The sequence below is a fragment of the Pontimicrobium aquaticum genome (genome assembly GCF_005047595.1).
GTDB classification, from domain to species: Bacteria; Bacteroidota; Bacteroidia; order Flavobacteriales; family Flavobacteriaceae; genus Pontimicrobium; species Pontimicrobium aquaticum.
In genome coordinates, this window is sequence record NZ_SUPL01000003.1 from 260,950 (window position 1) to 280,349 (window position 19,400).

Sequence of the window (19,400 nt, forward strand, 5' to 3'; positions counted from 1 at the left end):
AGGTAATAAATCTATCTAATTAATGTACTACCAATAGCACATTGTAGGCATTTATTTTTATTGCAGTATTCATTTTTTAGTTGTAATAGTGCCTGCGATTGTAACGCTGACTGTGAGACCTCTTTTAACGTGTTGTATTTATTCACGATACTATTTTTTTCAGGAGGTAGTTGCTGAATGATACCCATAACCAAATCATCATTATTTTTTCCTTGATACTTAGCATATGAAAACTTAAGAGGCGCAATGGTGTTTATAATTAACAGGTTGACAAATGATTTTGTGAGCCTTTTTACCGAACGCTTTGAAACTTTAGAAAACGTATAGTGTGTTTCCCAAAAAGAGCTGGTTTTAACATTAAATATTACATAAAGTTCTTCTACAGTTTTTGCTTCTATAATCTTAGAAAACACATTGGAATGACTATGATACAGGCTAGCTAATTGCGACAACCTAATGGTAGGAAAATTTGAAGGTCGCAACCTAAAAAACTGTACAGGCAATACTGAAGCATTTGTTAATTGAAACTTAGTCTTTAAAAATTTATATACTCTTTGTAGCTCTTGCACATAAACCTCTTGTACATCGGTTTCCAATAATCCTGCTTGACCAAATAATAATGCTTCCAGACTTTGTTGCTTTGATTGCTGTTTACGTAATACCGAAAACTCAAACGAATTGGCTATGCTTAAAAAGGCTTCACCATTAACTTTTAGTCCAAAGTTTTTAGCCAGCATTTTAAACAACACTTCTTCCCAACTGTTGTTGCACGGTTTGAGCAGTAACTCTATGTTGTTTGCTTTTCTTTCAAGGCGTTCAAAATATAAGCGCTCTAACCAGTTTTGAATGGTAAAATCATTTACTAATGCAAAATCGTTTTCACAGTTAATCCATGATTGTTTTTTAGCAAACAGTTTATCAAAACTCAATAACGCTTCTTTAGAAATGTACTGTTTAAGCTCCAATGTTGGAATAACTGTTTGGTCTTTTCTATATATATCTGTGTCGTGTTCCCAAACCACATGTAAAATCACATTATCATAATTAGCATCATTCTCATGATTATGCACATACCAATCACTTGCATTAACATGTATTTCTACATTTCCAGCCCATAATTGCTTAGCTATAATCAGTTTTGCATTAAAAAAATCTGGTCCTGTATTATGGTTATGTGTCCCAACACTTTCAATGATTAGGCTTTCATTTTGAGTTGTGGCCAATTGTAGCGTGTTAAATTTTTTGTATTGCCATATATAATGTAGAAAATCTTCCTGCATACAACTAAATTAGCTAAAATAGTTATACCAAGAAATACGTAGAACTACGTATTGTTTTTGTAAGAAAAAACAACTATCTTCGTTTACAATAGCTATAACCTATTAAAACGTATTCATATATTTACGTTGGCTGTAATTTGAAAAATGAAATTATTTAAAACTTTAATACTTATATTATTAACTACTTCTTCAATCTTTGGACAAATTGAAAAAGATAGTTTATTCGTTTTTACAGGAAAAAAGATATCAATTAAGAAAGTAAAAGATTTTGAAGATAAAAAAACGCTGATTGATTCAATAATCGTTAATGATTCAATAATTTACGTTGAAGTTCCAAATGTTATTCAAGATTATAAATACAGAGGAAAATTTAGAATAATTGAGCAATATAAAGGAGATTTGACTGATACCAAAATTGAGTTTGATTTATATAATCATTATGGAAAACCAAAGCTTTCGAAATTGAATACCTTTTTATTTTTTGTTGTCAAAATAAATGGAGAATTTCAATTATTGAAATATGCATACCATCGTGTTTATGAAACAGACAACGGAAAATTAGCAGTTCCATATGACAAAAATGAATATAGAAATCAAAAAGAACCTATATTAAATATTCAACCAGAAAAAATGAATTTCAGAAAAGCTCCTGAATTTAGTATTTATAAAGATGATTCTCCTGATTGGATAAAAAGAGCATTTCCAAAACCTTTTTATCAGATTGAAAATAATAAAGCCATTCCGATTTATGGTAATTATATAGAGGATTACATAAAATTGAGATTAAATGGAACTCTGAAAGAAGTGTTTGATTGAAAAAACTACAGCTAACACCTCATAAAATTTATGCTTACATTTGGACTAACACAAACGACAAACATTCAACTAACGATTTGCTACGTCCGAAAATCTCCGATTTTCCAGTTGCACAAACCTTACACAAACACGTAAACGAACCCAAAATCACTACACAATTAGAAACCAAAACACAGGTGTTATTATAGTGACTGCCTTTATCAAAAATCATGTATCTTTAGTATTCTAAACCACCAAGATCATGTTTAAAAAATTTGCACCTGTTCTAATACTTAGTGTCGTTTGCTTGTTTGGTTGCAAAGACACCACTACCCAACCTCAGCCAATAGCCCTGGAAGAATTGACCATTGCTAACATTCATGAAGCTTATAAAAACGGTACGTATACCAGTGAAGCCTTAATACGTGCGTATTTAGAGGCTATCGATTCGCTAAACGCTAACATCAATGCCATTACCACTATTAACCAAAATGCTATTGCTCAAGCTCAAGCCTTAGATGAGGAATATAAAAAAACTAAAGTGTTGCGTCCGCTTCATGGCATTCCAATGATTGTTAAAGACAACATCAATACCATAGGGCTTCCTACGACTGCTGGCGCGTTGGCTTTAAAAGATTTTATTCCCGAAGACGATGCCTTTATCATCAAACAACTTAAAGATGCAGGTGCTATTATTTTAGCCAAATCTAATATGGCAGAATGGGCATTTTCAGCCATGCATACCAAGAGTTCTACTGGTGGAACCACCAGAAATCCTTATAATCTAGATTATGTACCTGCTGGTTCAAGTGGTGGTACCGCAGCAGCCATCGCCTCTAATATTGGTGTTATTGGATTAGGCACTGACACAGGTAACTCCATTAGAGGACCATCTTCGCACTGTGCACTTGTTGGGTTTAGAACCACCCTAGGACTCATTAGCAGAGAAGGTATTGCACCTTTGTTCTTAAGAAATGATGTGGTTGGCCCTATGTGTCGTACTGTAGAGGACGCCACACGTGTCATGGAGGTCATGGCTGGCTATGATATAGACGACCCTATTACCAAAAACTCACAAGGACAGATTCCAGATAACTATACACAGTTTCTTGATGAGAACGGTTTAAAAGGTGCTAGAATTGGTGTGCTCAGAGAACTCAGCGATAACAATATAGATAGCGATATAGAGGCTCTATTTAATACTGCACTCACAGACTTAAGTGCTTTAGGTGCCACTGTGATCGACCCAGTGGTCATTCCTGATTTTAAGAGCCTTTCACAAGATCAATGGTGTGCTAAATTTAGAGAAGACATTGAAGCCTATTTAGCAAGGTATGTTAAGAGAGATACTATGAAAACGTTAGAAGATATTATACGCGTTGGTACAACAGCGGAGTTTTCAAGCAAACGGTTAAGTCAATATACCACAGCTAGTGGCAGATGGGGAAATTCTGGTGCTGAATGTTTGGATGCTTACCATGACCAAAGAAGAATCGCTTTTAGAGAGGCTATAGAACAGGTGATGGATTCTTTAGAGTTAGATGCTATTGTATATCCAACGTGGAATTACAAACCAGCGAGAATCGATCGTTTTGAAGAAGACTACAAAGGCGATAACAACCAAATTATTGCGCCTCACACTGGGCAGCCAGCCTTTACAGTGCCTATGGGAGTCAGTCCCGGAAATTTACCAGTAGGCTTACAGTTTCTTGGAAGAATGTTTGACGAACCTACCTTGATCACCCTGGCTTATGCCTATGAACAAGGCACCAAACACAGAACGACACCTGCTAAAACGTATTAAAGATACGTAGAACTACGTATTGATTTTATATAAGAAAACAACTACCTTCGTTTAACAGTCGATAAACTTCAATTAAAACTGAATTTATCTTAAAATTGTGTGCAAGCTGAAAAAACCAATAAATGAAAGCAACCTTTCTGGGACATGGATTAGATACAGGCGACCAGAATAATGTTGGAAAACAACTTGTTGCATCATTTGAAAGTAGAGATTATTATTATTTTCAAGGCTTTATTGCATTTGCTTCTATATCTGGAACAAAAATGCTTGAACCATTTTTAAAAAAAGCTAAATCCCAATTTGATAAAATTAGGTTCTATATTGGAGTTGACAACAGAGGAACTTCAAAAGAAGCTCTGGAATCGTTATTAGAACAAGGAGTTGAAACTTACATATATAGAGATAAAAGAAAATTTGTCACTTATCATCCAAAGCTATTTCTTTTTGAAGGGGAAAAATTTACACGAATAATAATTGGTTCTTCTAATCTAACAAGTCAAGGAATCAAAACTAATTTAGAAGCTTCTATCCAATTGGACTTTTTGACAAAAACAGACAAACAAGGACAAAAATTAATCAATGAAATTAAATCTTACTATTCCGATTTAATGGATTTGACAACACCGAAACTTCAATTATTAACAAGTCAATTATTAGAAGATTTAGTTAAACAAAACCTACTATTTATTCAATTTAGAGAAAATGGTAAAGTTGAAGAACCAAAAAATAACGATGGAGAAAATACCGAAAAGGAACAAGACAATATCGAAATAAAAGATTTTGATATAAAATCAGGTTTTGAACAAAAAGACACGACAACAAACAGAAGCAACAAAAAAAGTTTCGGTGATAGTGACTACGAGAAATTTGATGCTCTGATTGAGAGATATATAATTTATAAAAAAACTAAAAGACCATCTGGAATTGTAAGTAAGCATACAGAAGACCGAGAACTTTTTCATTGGTATCAAAAAATACATAAACTATACAATCAAGGAGGTGATTCACTACCATTCGAAATATTCGAAAGATTATTGGATGCCGAATTTCCATTTGGCGGAATTGGTAGAGAAAGGAAAAGACTTATTAAGTGGAATAAAGATTTTAACAAAGTTGTTGGTTACAAAAACAAGGTTGACCCAAATAGTGAATACACCTATGTACCACAATTTAAAAATAAATCTAATCCTTATTACGAAGTTGGCAGATGGTGCGCTTGGCAAAAACAAAGAAGAAAAGGTAATAAAAACTACGGTCCAGAATTGACTGAATATGAGGAAAGGAAAATGCAATCAATAAATTTCATTTGGGAATTTGACAGTACAATGTACAAGAGACCTAAAGACGATGAATGGACTGACAGTCTAGTTGAACTCGAGAATTATTATAGCAAAAAGAAAAATTATAAAACTGTTCCTTCTCAAAAAACTTACATAGGTCACTGGCTTAACGACCAAATGACGTTGAAGTTAAGACAAGATAGAGAAAATAGGTCAGATTTAATGAGTGAGATTCGAGAAGAAATGTTAGGAAATCTATTGGCGAAAAATGGAGTTGAATGGGAATGGGAAAAACAAAAACACAGAGAAGGAATTGAAAATAAAATAGCAAGTTGGAGATTTGTTGAGGAACTAAAAAGAAATAACCAAATAAAGGAGTTCAGAGATAAAAAACCAAAGATTTTAAAAAAGCATAGAGATAATATCGCACAATTAAGGAGTCAAAGTAAAAAATGGAATAATGACAAAAACAGGTGGAAATATAAACTTCTTGATGAAGTTGGATTTCCCTATAATAAAATATAAAGCCAGCACACAACAACGGCTATAGTTCATTACGGCTGAAATTCCGATTAGGAATTTCAAGCCTTTTTGCTAAATCTATGGTTACGGCGGAATGATAGCCCAGACCGTTAAACGAATCTAAAAAAACTACTCAATATAACCCATCTCACGCATCCAATCGTCGTTAAACATTTTACCTACATAACGACTTCCATGATCGTGAAATAAGACCACCACTACATCATCTTTTGTAAAATGTTCTTTAAGCTGCAGTAAACCTTTTATGGCTGCTCCTGCAGAGTTCCCTAGAAACATCCCTTCTTTTTTGGCTAGTAATTGCGTATATACTGCTGCATCTTTATCGGTTACTTTGGTAAAGCCATCTATAACGCTAAAATCAACATTTTCAGGCAAAATATCTTCGCCAATACCTTCGGTAACATAAGGGTAAATCTCTTTTTCATCAAACTCTCCAGTTTCATGGTATTTTTTAAAGACACTCCCATAAGTATCTATTCCCCAAACCTTAATATTTGGATTTTGTTCTTTTAAGTATTTACCAACACCAGAAACCGTTCCTCCAGTGCCAACACCTACTACAAAATGCGTGATTTTACCATCGGTTTGTTTCCAAATTTCTGGTCCTGTACTTTCGTAATGTGCTTTGGCATTACTTGGGTTATCGTACTGATTGACATACCATGAATTTGGTGTTTCTTCACCTAAACGCTTAGATACTGAATAATAACTTCTAGGGTCGTCTGGTTCTACATCAGTTGGACACACCACCACCTCAGCTCCAACTGCACGAAGGATGTCCATTTTTTCTTTAGATTGCTTATCTGAAATCACAAAAATACATTTGTAGCCTTTAACAATCGCTGCTAATGCTAAACCCATTCCTGTGTTTCCAGAAGTACCTTCAATAATAGTTCCTCCTGGTTTTAGGCGTCCGTCAGCTTCGGCATCTTCAATCATTTTTAACGCCATTCTATCCTTTACAGAATTTCCAGGGTTAAAGGTTTCGTATTTAGCAAGTACCAAACATGGTAAGTCTTCAGTTAAAGTATTAATTTTTACCAAAGGTGTGTTTCCAATGGTTTCTAAGATGTTTTTTGCGTATTCCATTTCCTGCTCGCCTTTCGGCTGTCGCTCAAGATAAACTTCAGCGAGTATCTTTTACTTATTAATAAAATTTGTGCAAAAATAGTAAAATGTCTATAGTTAAAAGGTAATTATTCCTGATTTTCATATTTAGCTGTCATTACGAGAAACATAGTGTTTTATGCGACGTGGTAATCTTATCATTTTTAACAGATTGCCACATCAAATAAAATTTGATTCGCAATGACAGAAAACAACATAGTAAAGTGAATTTTAAGTATCCTTATTCAAAACGCATGGCTTTAACTGGCGATATTTTTGTAATGATGTATGAAGGTACTAACAGCATTATTAAACATAATACAAACGTGCCTATATTAAGCGCTATAATATAGCTTGCACTAATATACACTGGTGCTTCAGTTACATAATACACACTTGGGTCTAGAGGAAAGAGTTTAAAGTACTTTTGTGCAAATAACAAGCTTAAACCTATAAGATTTCCCCAAAATAACCCTAACACGATTAAATACGATGCGTTGTATAAAAATAGTTTTCTAATACTCCAATTATTGCTTCCTAGCGCTTTTAAAACACCTATCATTTGTGTGCGTTCTAGTATAAGTACTAATAGTGCTGTAATCATATTAATGCCAGCAACAATAATCATGATACCTATAATACCATAAATGTTTTTATCGAAAATGTTTATCCATTCAAAAACAGTTGCATAGCGTTCCTCAACCGTTCTCGACGTATAAAAGGATGAAATATTTTGATAGATTTCTTCTTCTTTTTGAACCAATTGTGAGTAATCGTCAATAAAAACCTCAAAATTTCCTATTTGGTCGTCTTCCCATTTATTAAAAAAGCGAATATGCCTAATGTCTCCCAACATATAAGTTTCGTCTAATTCCTGAAATCCGGAATTATAAATTCCAACAACTTTAAACGCTCTAATGAATGGCAACTTATCTACACCATCTTTTTCGAATAACATTTGAAACGTATCGCCAACCTTAAACTGTAACCTGCTCGCTAAATATTGTGAAATAAGGACGTCGTTACTAATATTATCTTCAAATTTTGGCAACTCGCCTTCTACCAAAAACTCTTTGAAATATTGCCAGTTATAATCTTCATCAACACCTTTAAACACCATTCCGTCAAAATCGGTTTCGGTTCTAATAAGTCCCCATTTTGTGGCCACACCTTGGATATGCGTAATACCCTCTACAGTCTTAAACTCTGGATAAAATTCTTGATTGATAGACATGGGCACTTCCGATTCGTCCGAAGCGTTAGAGTTAAATGTGGTAATGGTAATGTGTCCATTAAAAGCCACGGCTTTATCACGAATTTTTTGCTGCAGACCAATACCTGTGGCTATAGCAATCATCATGACTATAATGCCAATGGCAATAGCTGTAATTCCAATTTTTATTATTGGTGCCGATACACTACTTTTATACGACTTGCTACCAATAATGCGTTTAGCAATAAAATATTCGAATTTCAATTTATGATAATGGTTTTAAACGTTTTCAAAAATACAGTTTTATTATTTGTTTTGGTATTGATTTCTTGTGGTTCTAAAACTAAAAATAAAATAATCAAAAATGATAAGATCCTGAATCAGGCTTCGAGTACCTCAGCCTCTGTTCAGGATGACAAAAATATTATTGTTGGTGCTAATAAAACTGAAATTTATCTACCGCTTTTAAACGGAAAACGTGTTGGCGTTGTTGCAAATCAGACCTCGGTTATATTTAAAGAGATTACCACGTCGCAAGCTCCTCGCAATGACAGTTACACACATTTAGTGGATTCTTTGGTGGCATTGAACGTCGATGTAAAAAAAGTATTTTCTCCTGAGCATGGTTTTAGAGGCACTGCTGATGCTGGCGAACATGTTGAAGATGGTGTAGATATTAAAACTGGTTTGCCAATTTTTTCACTTCACGGAACAAGCAAAAAACCAAGTAAAGAACAGCTAGAAGGCATAGATATTATGATTTTTGATATACAAGATGTTGGCGTGCGTTTTTACACATACATTTCAACGTTGCATTATATCATGGAAGCTTGTGCTGAAAACAACATTCCTCTAATTGTATTAGATAGACCAAATCCAAATAGTCAATATATTGATGGTCCAACCTTGGAAAAAGAACATCAAAGTTTTTTAGGCATGCATCCTATTCCTTTAGTTCATGGCATGACCATTGGCGAATATGCACAAATGATTAATGGTGAAAATTGGTTGCTAAATAAAGCTCAATGCAATATAAAGGTGATTCCTTGTGACAATTATACTCATGACATGTCTTATAGTCTTCCTATAAGACCTTCTCCAAACCTTCCTAATGACCAATCCATAAAGCTGTATCCAAGTCTTGGCTTGTTTGAAGGCACCAATGTAAATGCTGGACGAGGCACCGAATTTCAATTTCAACGATATGGATCTCCTTTTTTGAATCCTGAAACAATGACATTTACTTATACACCACAGTCTAATTTTGGTGCAAAATATCCAAAACATAAAGACGAATTGTGCTATGGTGAAGATTTAAGTAATGTAACTGTTAAAGATGAAATGACTTTAAAATGGATTATTAAAGCTTATAAAAATTCAACCGATAAATCTTTATTTTTTAATACTAATAACTTCACAAAACATGCTGGAACTGCAAAACTTCAAAAGCAAATAGAAGCAGGAACGACTGAAGCCGACATAAAAGCCACTTGGCAAGAAGACTTAAATACATTTAAAAAAACACGAAATAAATACTTAATATATAACTAATGAAAAAATCATCTATATTACTATTTGCATTTATATTATTTATTTCATGTAAATCGACTGATTTAAGAACTCAGCAAAAAATTAACTCGGCAAGAGTAATTGCTGAAAAATTTTTAGAATTAGAAAAAATACCAGGAATGTCTATTTCAGTATCTCAAAACAACAAGCTTATTTGGTCCGAAGGGTTTGGATACTCAAACATAGAGACCAAAGAAAAAGTATCTCCAAAGACCACACAGTTTAGAATCGCTAGCATCTCTAAATCACTTACTGCTGTTGCACTTGCAAAGCTTATGGATGATGGAAAGTTAGACTTTAACAAAAGTATTTACACCTATGTTCCAGATTTTCCTAAAAAGGCATATGATTTTACAGTACGCCAAGTTGGTGGACATATTGCTGGGATTAGACATTATGATTACTCAAATAATGAAAAAGAATTATTCAATGTAAAAAAAATGTCTATAGTTGAAGGCTTAGATATTTTTAAAAATGATTCTCTATTATTTAAACCTGGAAGCAAATATAGTTATAGTACGTACGGATGGAATTTACTAAGTGTGGTAGTGCAAAATGCCTCAGGTGTTGAGTTTAATAAATACATGAAAGAAACAATTTTTAATCCTTTAAAAATGAACAGCACCACTATTGGCTTAGTGGACAAAGAAATGCCTAATAGAACTCAATTTTATATTAAGGATAATGACAAAGTTATTGTTGGCCCAAAAGTAAGTAATGAATATAAAGCTGCAGGAGGTGGTTTTATTGCCACTTCTGAAGACCTAATAAAGTTTGGAAATGAAATTATTAAGCCTACTATAATATCGAAAGTTTCACTGAAAGAATTAATTACTCCTCAATATACTCAGGATGGCAAAAGCACAGAATATGGTATTGGTTTTGGAGTTGTAAATACAAAAAATGGCACACCTCGATATAGTCACTCTGGAGGAGGTATTGGATCTACCACTTTTTTAATGATATTTCCAGAGGAAAACGTTGTTATTTCTATAGTCACAAACCTTTCGCAAGTACCAATTAGACAACTTACAGCTAAGTTAGAAGATGTGTTTATAGACTAAGCTATTTTTTATCGTTAGTAGAAGCTGTAATTGTTTCAACCTCTCTAGTGGTGAATTCTTTTCTGTCTTGTAAAACCCTAACAACAAATATAATTTTTAAAGGCACTTGTTCTACCACAAAAATGTGTTTGCCTTTACTTAAATGTGTTAATGGTACTTTAGCAGAATTCGCATTAATATACTCTTGAGTCTCTCGTTTGTATTTGGTATTAATTGAATATACGTTTCTAATGCGTTTATCTCCACTGTTTAGAATTAAAGTGTCTTTAGTTTTATTCAAATCGTGAAATAGGTCACTAGCAGTAATGTTTACGTTTTTTTCAATTAACGCAAAATCCTTTTTTTGTGCATTTGCACGATTACATAATAGACCGGAACATGCTATTGTTAGCACTACGAGAGTTTTTTTCATATAAAAGCCGTTTAAGTTCAATACAACGTTTGAATTAAATAGCAATTATCCGACCCTCTGATGCTAATCTAGATAAGAATAAGACACACTCAGAAAAAAAATCTATGAACGGTATAAAAAAATAGAGGAACGTACTTTAATTGTTAATAAATATGTTGAAAACTCAAGTTCTACGATTTTCCTCAGGAATTATTGTAGGCTTTTGATATTTCTGAAATGGTTGTTTAAGCAACTCCATAACATTGCCATTTTTAACTTCATCTGGAAAGACATCGACACCGTATATTAACTTTTCTCTATCCATTTTCATATAAGTTCCTAAAAGTCTGTCCCAAATAGAAAAAATATTGCCATAATTAGAATCGGTATAAGGCAATACATAATGATGGTGAATTTTATGCATGTCGGGAGACACCAAAATATAGCTTATAAGATGGTCAACCTTTTTAGGCAACTTAATATTAGCATGTGTAAGCTGTGTTGCTACTAACGACATAGACTGATACAACATCACAATACCAATAGGTGCACCAATAATAAAAACACCAGCTAAGGTAAAGGCATAGCGAATTAAGCTTTCCAGTGGATGATGCCTATTTGCAGTAGTAGTATCTACTTTATGGTCGGTGTGATGCACTAAGTGCACCATCCATAACGGCTTTACTTTATGCTCTACATAATGTGGCACATAGGCTCCAATAAAATCCATTAGTAACACACCTAAAAACACATACAAGCCTAAAGGCATTTTTGGTAGCCAATTAATAATACCAAAATCGTTTGCTATTACCCAATCGGCTGACCTTAACAGTAAAAATGCTAAAGCGAAATTGATGATAATGGTAGTGAGTGTAAAAAATATATTAGGAACGGCATGTTTCCATTTATGGTATTTAAACTTAAATAATGGTACAGCACCCTCTAATAACCAAAAAAAGGTTAAGCCTCCAACAAGAATGATACTTCTATGGAGTGAAGGAATGGTTTCAAAATAGTTAATTATGGTTTCCAATGAGGTATAAGTAAATGGTTAAGTGACTAATTTAGTAAATATATGTTGAATTGGAAATCTAAAAGAGATTACAGCTAATTACTTATTAATATTAACAATCAACTCTGCCTTTTTTAAGTCTATTACTGAGAGTTTATCTTTATATAATGAAGCTTCAGCTTCTTTGTTTAATAATTTATTGGTTGTATAGTTTAAGAAATTGTAAACAGCTTGATTAGTATTATCTACTTCGGCTTTATCAAGTCGTTTTAAAAATCTGCGTGCTTTGTTTGAGTTGCCTAAAATTAATAGCTTTTCAATATCCAAAAAATCTAAGCGTTGCAAAAAACCAACTTTGTTTTTTAAATCACTACTAGTTAAAAAACGCTTCGCTTCATTAAAGTATATATCTGCTAAATCAATAGTCTCTTTTCTCACAGGCTTTGGTACATATATAGCATACTCTAAATATTTAGACCCTAAATTAAATGCTGTAGTCACATTTTGTTCTTTAGAATAATTAGAGAGCTCATGTTTTAAAAAAGAAGTGTTTAAACTATATTTCTTAATAATTTGTGTTAGATTTTCTACCTCAGCCACATTGGTTTTTACGTTTAGAATGTTTCCATTAACATCCATTATTTTAATACTATCGTCTTTTAGTTTGTCTAAGTACAATACATTTCTGCTTTTTTTAACCTTATTATAAAGCGTTTCATAATTAGATTCCAATAAAATAACAGGCACAAAATGTTCCCAAATCAAATTGTTAACCTCATCATTTTCGTTTAAATCTACCACAACCGAAACACCATTATCGCCTACCAACCTAACAGGGTATTGATAGTCTAGCGTGTTTTGCCACATCACCAATAACATCTTATCTTGTACTAAAGCGAAACGTTTAGCAACTTCAAAAGAGGTAAACCACTCTTGTGCTTTTAGAGTGTTTAATGAAAGAAGTATAATAATGGTGAGTGTAAATAGTTTTTTCATTGGTTTGGTTTTTAAATAGGTAACAAAAATTATTCCAAGCTACTTACTTAATCTTTTTTTCATTTCCTCTACAATATTAAAAGCTGCTGGACAAATAGCTACATTTTTAAGCGTTAAGTTAGAAATTTGATGAAACTTTTTCCTATCTGTATGCGGAAATTCTCTACACGCTTTTGGTCGCACGTCATAAATTGAACAATAATTATCGCTACCTAAAAATGTACATGGAACCGTTTGTAGTACATAGTCGTTATCTTCATCTACTCGCAAATATTGCTCTATAAATTGCTGTGGTTTTAATTTTAAATATTTTGAAATGCGTTCAATATCTTTACTTGTAAACAAAGGTCCTGTTGTTTTGCAACAATTAGCACATTCTAGACAGTCGGTTTTATTAAACTCTTCCTCATGTAACTCCTGCATGATATAGTCTAACTGCTTAGGCAGTTTCTTTTTAAGCTTATTAAAGAAGGTTTTGTTTTCCTTATGCTTATCTTTGGCGAGCTTTGGAAGATTATTAATAACGTCTTGCATAGTGTAAAAATACTAAAGTTCTTGATACAATTTCGATAAATCGAAATCACTCGAACTGACTAAATAATTATTTAATGAAAGACGTATTTGGAAAAGCCATTTTAGATTATCAAAACGGAAACTATACAGAAGACATCATTACTTCAACAAGTATTTCTGATGATGATGTATTACCGATTCCCTATTTATTCAGGGATTATCTTGAAATGCCTAAGATTGAACAGAAAGCGTTACAACTTGCCAATGGTAACATTTTAGATGTTGGCTGTGGCGCTGGATCACATAGTTTATACTTACAAAATAAAGGTTTAAAAGTTAAGTCTATTGACATCTCTAAAGGAGCTATAGAAACTTGTAAAATAAGAGGTTTAAAAAACGCTCATGTACTTGATATTTTAGATGAAACCGAAACGTTTGACACCATTTTAATGCTTATGAATGGCTCTGGTTTTTTTGAAAGTTTAGAGCGCACACCTCATATTTTAAATCATCTAAAAAGTCTATTAAATAAAAATGGACAAATACTTATTGATTCTTCGGACATTAAGTATATGTACGAAGATGATGATGGAGGCTATTGGCTAGATGCAAATAGTGACTATTATGGTGAATTAGAGTACCATGTAACATACAAAGGTGAAACCGAAAGTTTCACCTGGATGTATTTAGATTTTAGCCGACTTAAAACTACTTGCGCTATTGCTGGCTTACACTGTGACCTTGTTTTAGAAGGAGAGCATTATGATTTTTTAGCTAGGATTACTTTATAACCTAAGTTTAACTTTAAAAATACTGTTTCTTAAACAGTTAACTATTGACATCATTAAAAACTGTCATTCCGAACAAGGCACGAGGAGGAATCTCATAATTATGGAATTTCTCGTTGTTTATTTCAGTAATGTTAGTGCATCGCGTTCCTTACTCCACTTCGACTAGCTCAGTGTGACAATTAAAGATGGCTAAATTAGAAATCGAATTTAAACGTCGTTCCTGCTAAAAACTGAATGCCTTGCACTGGATAATTTAACCAGCGCTTATAATCTTGATTTGCAATATTATTGGCTTTAGCATAGATTGACCATTTATCGTTTATACGATATCCTAAATGTGCATTGGCATCAAAGTAACTCTCTAGTGTATGTGTTGTAACTAAAACTTCATTAGGATCTAACGAACCTTCAATAGAACTTTGCGCAAAACGCTCACCTATATAATACAGGTTAGCACCAGCAAACCAATGTTCATCAAATTGAATATCCATAAATAATGAGCCTTTAAAATCAGGAAGGTTCCATGGCTTATCTTCATCTTTAGTACTATAAGAAAAATATTCGGCTTTAATTCCTAAGGTAAAATTTCTGTTGACATTAACGTTTAATTCCCCAAACACACTTAAGGTTGATACATTATCATACACTACTCCATATGAATTACCCTTGTTATAATTATTATTAGGAGTAGTATTCATATCTTTATTATTCTTAAACAATGCTTTGTCATTTTCAGCAAAATATTTCCCTCTAATATTATAACTCATATTGTTTGAGAGCTTTCCTTTTAAACCTACATACGCATCATATTGCTTGTCGGTAGGTATAATGTTTAATGTTGGTGATACATAAGGATTCCCAGTAGCAAACTTATGATAGGTGTTTTGAACCAAACCACCTTCAATTCCACCATACGCTATTAGCAGTTCGTTTACCAACCTATAGGTTGCTGTAACATTAGGGTAAATATAGATTTTGTTTTCCCCAGCTTCGGTATCGTTTAGATAAAACACCGATGCTCCAAGGTTTAGTGTTAAATCGTCTTGTTTCATTTGATAACTTGACGACACACCTACATTAAAATTACCATATTTTAATTTATCGGTTGATTCGTACGACTGGTCAAACGAGCCATTTAAGTAATCTAATTTAATAGTCGTATTTAAATCGCCATCACGTAAAGGAATATCAAAATTAGTACTCATGGCAAAATGGTTTTCTCCTGAATCATAATCATCAGCAAAACGCCTAAAACGCATATTACCATTGTTAAATAGCCTGTCATCAAAATCGATTTTACCACCAAACTCAAACGTAAAAAACTTATGTTGTGGTATCATGGTATCAGCAAACACTTGATCGTATGGAGGTTGTGGCAAACCATACCAATTAAACACTTGTTGCTGAAAACCAGCATCGACGTTCCAAGAATAATCACGGAGTTTTCTGGCGTAATTTGCATTGATTTGTGTGTTAGAAAAAGCATCATCTAATAATACTTCTTCAATACCTCCTTGCGATGAATGATGGCTTACATAACCACCAACACTCTCGGTTCTATTAATGGCATGATTTAAATATACTTCTCCCAAAAAGCTTGTGTAAGACCCCACTCCAAATGATGCATAATTATCGAACAACTTAGCTTTTTCACCTTTATCTACTTCGGCCGCTTTTCCTTTTGCAGGTGTAAATGTGGAGGCTACTGGAATTGAAAAGATATTATACTTGATTGCCTTTTTAGTCGTCGTTGTTTCATCATCTAGTGATGGAATTTCCTTTACTTTAAAAGCATCAGATATTTTAGGCGTATAAGGCTTTACTACATTAACAACTTCGGTATTAATGGTGTCCTTAGTTTTTCTGTTCTCTTGTGCAAATGTTGTTGCAGTTGATAAAAATAAGGCTACAATAAAGATGTTTTTAATTTGATTTAACATGCTTATGTTTTTTCGTTTTTTGATTCTAATTTTGATTGTTGGTTTCAACGGAAGCGTTAGTTTTAGCTTGCTCGGATTTGATTTTGCGTAACTCAGTTTTTGCTTCATCAACAACTTCGGTAAATTCAGCAAAGTTTTCAATCACACTTTCTAAAATATAGGTGGCTTGATAGGCATCATCCAAAGCGTAAAAATTCTTCGCCATAATTACCAATCCTTTAGCCGCATACAACTTATAACCTGAATAGTCTTTTGCTAATTTTTGAACTACGGTATTTGACGATTTATACTGTCCTTCCTGGTTTTTAAAATAGGCATTGTAATACAAGGCTTCGGCTGCTAATTCTCCTGAAGCAATTTTTTCAACTTGAGCATAGGCCGATTTTGCCTTAGATTCATCACCAGTTTTCATTGCTGAACGTGCAATAATAACATGTGCATCACTCTTTACATTTTTATCGGTTCGTGAACTTGCCAATACCTTTTCAGCATAGACCACTGCTTGATTGTAATCCTGTAATTGATAATGCACTTTCATTAGGTTAGATTGTGCAAAAATGACATTTTGAGGGAAATCTGCTTCATTTTCCAAGCGTTCCAAAATTGGCATTGCTCTGTCAACATCTTTGTCGTTTAAATAAATTTCTCCTAACCTTGTCAACGCTAATTCTGTAAACTCGCCACTAGGTTTATTAACCACATATTCATAGTGAGGTGCTGCATTAGATTGTAAATCATCTTTGTAATACAGTTGTGCTAAATAAAAATGTGATTTTAAAGCGTGCAACCCATTTGGAAATTCATTTAAGTACCCATTAAACAATCTAATTGCTCTGCTAGTGTCTCCTGCTAAGTATTGTTTTTCGGCTGATTCGTAAGTCGTGTTATCCAAATCACTATCAGTAACATCTACATAATCCAATCTTTTTACCCAACGTGCATATTCATCTACACGACCAAGATCAATATAAATTAAACGTGCTGTGGTAACTGCTTGCATACCTTCAGGTGATCCAGGGAAATTGTTTGCTACATTTTTAAACTTAGATAAAGCTTCTTCATTTTTTCCAGCATTGTAATACACCAAACCTTGACGCAATAACGATTTAGAAATGTAAGGACTCGACCTATGCTCTTTGTTTAGTTGGTCGTACATTCTCATTGCCTTATCGTCTTCTCCATTTTTAACATAGGAATTCCCTAATTCATACAGTGCATCATCTCGTAAAGAAGAGTTTTTATAAGTATTTACAAATGCTTCTAGTTCTTTAATTTTTGTACTTCCTTGACCTATATAACCGTAACTTATCGCTTTTTGAAAGAATGCATAATCTGGTTCAATTTGGTTCATTTTAATAGCTCTTTCGTAAGCGTTTATCGCTTTGTTATAATCGCTTGATACAAAATGACCATCTCCTAAGCGTAAAAATGCATCATTGATTCTTACTTTATCTTCAGCTGTATTGGAAATATATTTTTGAAAATGCTCAGTTGCTTTTGAGTAGTTTTTTTGCTTAAAATAGGTGTAGCCTAAATTATAATCTATGTTCTTAATTTCAGGTGTTCCAGAAGATTGACTACTACCTTGAAACTGTTTAAAACCAACCAACGCATCATCATAATTTGTCAAATTATAATCTGTTTCAGCTTTCCAAAAGATAGCTCTAGCAAGAAATTTTTCGTCTCTTGGTTCGGCAATAGACTTATCAAAATACGATTCGGCTTCTAGATATTGACTTTCATTATAAAGCTCAATGCCTCTATAAAATGCTACTTTTTGGTAAGCTACTTTGTTTTCAAAACTTTTTCTGCCTTCTAGTAGTTCTAGGGCTTCTTTATAGTTTTTTGAAGTGATGTACGAATCAATCAATAAGGTTTCAATTTCTTCTTTATAACCAGTATCTGGATATTTATTTAAATAACCTGCCAATACTTGAGGAACCGATTGGTAAGGATTACCAATTTCGTAACTAATTTTTGCATAGTTTAACCAAGCATCTTCCTGAATTTTTAAATCGTAATCCATTTGCGATGCATTTCTAAAGGCATTTAATGCTTCTTGTTTCTTATCGACATTAATGTAGCTTTCTCCTAAATGGTAATACGCATTTTGTGTTACTGAATTATTTCCATCGATGATTTTATTAAACTCCGAAATGGCATTCTCAAAATCGTTCTGCTTATAGTATGCATAGCCTAACAGATAATAATCGGTATTGTTCCAGCGCTTACGTTTTCCTTTATAGGCTTTTAAATACGGAATCGCTTCGGCATATTGTTCTAGATTAAAATAGCTTTCACCTATTATTTTTGATAATTCTGAAACTTCGGTATCATCGCTTGTTGGTAATTGTTCTTTTGCCAGTTCGATGGCTTTTTCAAAGTTCCCTAGTTTAAAATTTAAATCAGCTTGGTAATACGACAAGCCTTCTTGGTATTTTTCGTTATCACTTACTTGCTCAAAATACGCTGACGCTTTATCATAATCGTCACCCTCATACGCCATATACCCAATGTAATACTTAGCTTGTGAACCATACTTTTCTGAATTTTCCACACGTGATAGATACTTTTTTGCACCTTGTGCATTATTGGTTGCATAAAAAGAATAGCCATAATTAAAGTAAAACTTTTCGCGTTCGCTTCTAGCTAAGGCTTCTTCATCCACTTTATCATACCACTTACGTGCATAGGCAAATTTTGAGTTTTCAAAATAGTAATCGGCTACATCTATATATGCCGTGTTACGTTTGGTGCTCGTAGGATAATCGTTTACAAAATTCTGTATTAAATCATCGGCATTTTGTTGATTTAAGCGTACTGCACAGTTAGCAATATAATAGGCGCAATCAGACTTTACAACCTCATCGGTTGCTGTGTCCTGAATTTTATCGAACATGGATTGTGCTGCTAAATATTGTTTGCTATTGTAGAGTGATAATGCTTTTTGAAAATCTACTAGGTCGCTTGTATAGGCTGCTGTTTGTTGTGCAAAAACACTATAACCTATTGTTAGTGTTAGTGCAAATGCTAATAATCTTAATTTAGTCATTAACTTCGTTTTTTGTTGAGAAATCATTAGTAAGTACTAATGTGATATTT

16 protein-coding genes are annotated in these 19,400 nt (G+C 33.3%); 7 read left to right on the plus strand and 9 right to left on the minus strand.

Annotated elements, in window-relative coordinates; translation table 11 throughout:
• Positions 1–11 precede the first annotated feature (11 nt).
• Entirely contained in the window at positions 12–1,280 is a 1,269-nt protein-coding gene (locus tag E5167_RS06875; protein WP_136842451.1) for a DUF2851 family protein, read from the minus strand.
• A 144-nt stretch (positions 1,281–1,424) separates the two neighbouring features.
• Between E5167_RS06875 and E5167_RS06880 the strand changes: the two genes are divergently transcribed.
• The 4 genes from E5167_RS06880 to E5167_RS06895 all read left to right on the plus strand — a co-directional run bounded on the left by E5167_RS06880 (position 1,425) and on the right by E5167_RS06895 (position 5,684).
• Positions 1,425–2,096, plus strand: coding sequence for a hypothetical protein (locus E5167_RS06880; protein WP_136842453.1), 672 nt, complete (start codon positions 1,425–1,427; stop codon positions 2,094–2,096).
• Positions 2,093–2,284, plus strand: a complete 192-nt coding sequence (locus E5167_RS06885) for a hypothetical protein (RefSeq protein WP_136842455.1) — start codon at positions 2,093–2,095, stop codon at positions 2,282–2,284. Before E5167_RS06880 ends, E5167_RS06885 begins: the two co-directional genes overlap by 4 nt.
• Positions 2,285–2,337: 53 nt before the next feature.
• The gene (locus tag E5167_RS06890; RefSeq protein WP_136842457.1) at positions 2,338–3,879 is read left to right on the plus strand and encodes an amidase; all 1,542 of its coding nucleotides are present in this window, start codon (positions 2,338–2,340) and stop codon (positions 3,877–3,879) included.
• Between the two features lie 122 nt (positions 3,880–4,001).
• On the plus strand, positions 4,002–5,684 hold the full coding sequence (locus E5167_RS06895) for a phospholipase D-like domain-containing protein (protein WP_136842459.1): 1,683 nt from the start codon (positions 4,002–4,004) through the stop codon (positions 5,682–5,684).
• A gap of 126 nt (positions 5,685–5,810) precedes the next feature.
• On the opposite strand, the gene E5167_RS06900 is transcribed toward E5167_RS06895, so the two are convergent.
• Together E5167_RS06900 and E5167_RS06905 are read right to left on the minus strand one after the other, a co-directional pair.
• A complete protein-coding gene (locus tag E5167_RS06900; protein WP_136842461.1) occupies positions 5,811–6,791 on the minus strand; it encodes a PLP-dependent cysteine synthase family protein in 981 nt (326 codons plus the stop codon).
• 259 nt (positions 6,792–7,050) lie between these two features.
• The gene (locus E5167_RS06905) at positions 7,051–8,286 is read right to left on the minus strand and encodes an ABC transporter permease (protein ID WP_136842462.1); all 1,236 of its coding nucleotides are present in this window, start codon (positions 8,284–8,286) and stop codon (positions 7,051–7,053) included.
• 9 nt (positions 8,287–8,295) lie between these two features.
• On the opposite strand from E5167_RS06905, the gene E5167_RS06910 reads away from it, so the two are divergent.
• Positions 8,296–9,573 (plus strand): exo-beta-N-acetylmuramidase NamZ family protein, encoded by a 1,278-nt coding sequence (locus E5167_RS06910; protein ID WP_136842464.1) that lies wholly within the window; start codon positions 8,296–8,298, stop codon positions 9,571–9,573.
• On the plus strand, positions 9,573–10,655 hold the full coding sequence (locus tag E5167_RS06915; protein WP_136842466.1) for a serine hydrolase domain-containing protein: 1,083 nt from the start codon (positions 9,573–9,575) through the stop codon (positions 10,653–10,655). The genes E5167_RS06910 and E5167_RS06915 overlap by 1 nt, the downstream gene beginning before the upstream one ends.
• A gap of 1 nt (position 10,656) precedes the next feature.
• Here E5167_RS06915 and E5167_RS06920 read toward each other — a convergent pair whose 3' ends face one another.
• From E5167_RS06920 to E5167_RS06935, 4 genes are all read right to left on the minus strand, one after another.
• Positions 10,657–11,067, minus strand: a complete 411-nt coding sequence (locus E5167_RS06920; protein ID WP_136842468.1) for a hypothetical protein — start codon at positions 11,065–11,067, stop codon at positions 10,657–10,659.
• A 163-nt stretch (positions 11,068–11,230) separates the two neighbouring features.
• On the minus strand, positions 11,231–12,079 hold the full coding sequence (locus tag E5167_RS06925) for a sterol desaturase family protein (protein WP_136842470.1): 849 nt from the start codon (positions 12,077–12,079) through the stop codon (positions 11,231–11,233).
• Between the two features lie 78 nt (positions 12,080–12,157).
• The gene (locus E5167_RS06930; RefSeq protein WP_136842472.1) at positions 12,158–13,054 is read right to left on the minus strand and encodes a hypothetical protein; all 897 of its coding nucleotides are present in this window, start codon (positions 13,052–13,054) and stop codon (positions 12,158–12,160) included.
• Between the two features lie 39 nt (positions 13,055–13,093).
• Positions 13,094–13,588 carry a YkgJ family cysteine cluster protein gene (locus tag E5167_RS06935; RefSeq protein WP_136842474.1) on the minus strand — a complete coding sequence of 165 codons (495 nt, stop codon included), beginning with the start codon at positions 13,586–13,588 and terminating at the stop codon, positions 13,094–13,096.
• 74 nt (positions 13,589–13,662) lie between these two features.
• Here E5167_RS06935 and E5167_RS06940 point away from each other — a divergent pair, with 74 nt between their 5' ends.
• Entirely contained in the window at positions 13,663–14,358 is a 696-nt protein-coding gene (locus E5167_RS06940; RefSeq protein ID WP_136842476.1) for a class I SAM-dependent methyltransferase, read from the plus strand.
• 194 nt (positions 14,359–14,552) lie between these two features.
• Here E5167_RS06940 and E5167_RS06945 read toward each other — a convergent pair whose 3' ends face one another.
• Complete coding sequence (locus tag E5167_RS06945) at positions 14,553–16,298, minus strand: porin family protein (RefSeq protein ID WP_136842478.1); 1,746 nt, start codon at positions 16,296–16,298, stop codon at positions 14,553–14,555.
• Between the two features lie 25 nt (positions 16,299–16,323).
• Positions 16,324–19,350 carry a tetratricopeptide repeat protein gene (locus E5167_RS06950; protein ID WP_136842479.1) on the minus strand — a complete coding sequence of 1,009 codons (3,027 nt, stop codon included), beginning with the start codon at positions 19,348–19,350 and terminating at the stop codon, positions 16,324–16,326.
• Positions 19,351–19,400: the final 50 nt, after the last annotated feature.

What these genes read in the sequence shown, in the direction of transcription:
- E5167_RS06950 (WP_136842479.1), bottom strand. Translation starts at nt 19,350, where the DNA reads ATGACTAAATTAAGATTATTAGCATTTGCACTAACACTAACAATAGGT.
- E5167_RS06895 (WP_136842459.1), top strand. Translation starts at nt 4,002, where the DNA reads ATGAAAGCAACCTTTCTGGGACATGGATTAGATACAGGCGACCAGAAT.
- E5167_RS06890 (WP_136842457.1), top strand. Translation starts at nt 2,338, where the DNA reads ATGTTTAAAAAATTTGCACCTGTTCTAATACTTAGTGTCGTTTGCTTG.
- E5167_RS06875 (WP_136842451.1), bottom strand. Translation starts at nt 1,280, where the DNA reads ATGCAGGAAGATTTTCTACATTATATATGGCAATACAAAAAATTTAAC.
- E5167_RS06900 (WP_136842461.1), bottom strand. Translation starts at nt 6,791, where the DNA reads ATGGAATACGCAAAAAACATCTTAGAAACCATTGGAAACACACCTTTG.
- E5167_RS06930 (WP_136842472.1), bottom strand. Translation starts at nt 13,054, where the DNA reads ATGAAAAAACTATTTACACTCACCATTATTATACTTCTTTCATTAAAC.
- E5167_RS06915 (WP_136842466.1), top strand. Translation starts at nt 9,573, where the DNA reads ATGAAAAAATCATCTATATTACTATTTGCATTTATATTATTTATTTCA.
- E5167_RS06880 (WP_136842453.1), top strand. Translation starts at nt 1,425, where the DNA reads ATGAAATTATTTAAAACTTTAATACTTATATTATTAACTACTTCTTCA.
- E5167_RS06910 (WP_136842464.1), top strand. Translation starts at nt 8,296, where the DNA reads ATGGTTTTAAACGTTTTCAAAAATACAGTTTTATTATTTGTTTTGGTA.
- E5167_RS06935 (WP_136842474.1), bottom strand. Translation starts at nt 13,588, where the DNA reads ATGCAAGACGTTATTAATAATCTTCCAAAGCTCGCCAAAGATAAGCAT.
- E5167_RS06945 (WP_136842478.1), bottom strand. Translation starts at nt 16,298, where the DNA reads ATGTTAAATCAAATTAAAAACATCTTTATTGTAGCCTTATTTTTATCA.
- E5167_RS06920 (WP_136842468.1), bottom strand. Translation starts at nt 11,067, where the DNA reads ATGAAAAAAACTCTCGTAGTGCTAACAATAGCATGTTCCGGTCTATTA.
- E5167_RS06940 (WP_136842476.1), top strand. Translation starts at nt 13,663, where the DNA reads ATGAAAGACGTATTTGGAAAAGCCATTTTAGATTATCAAAACGGAAAC.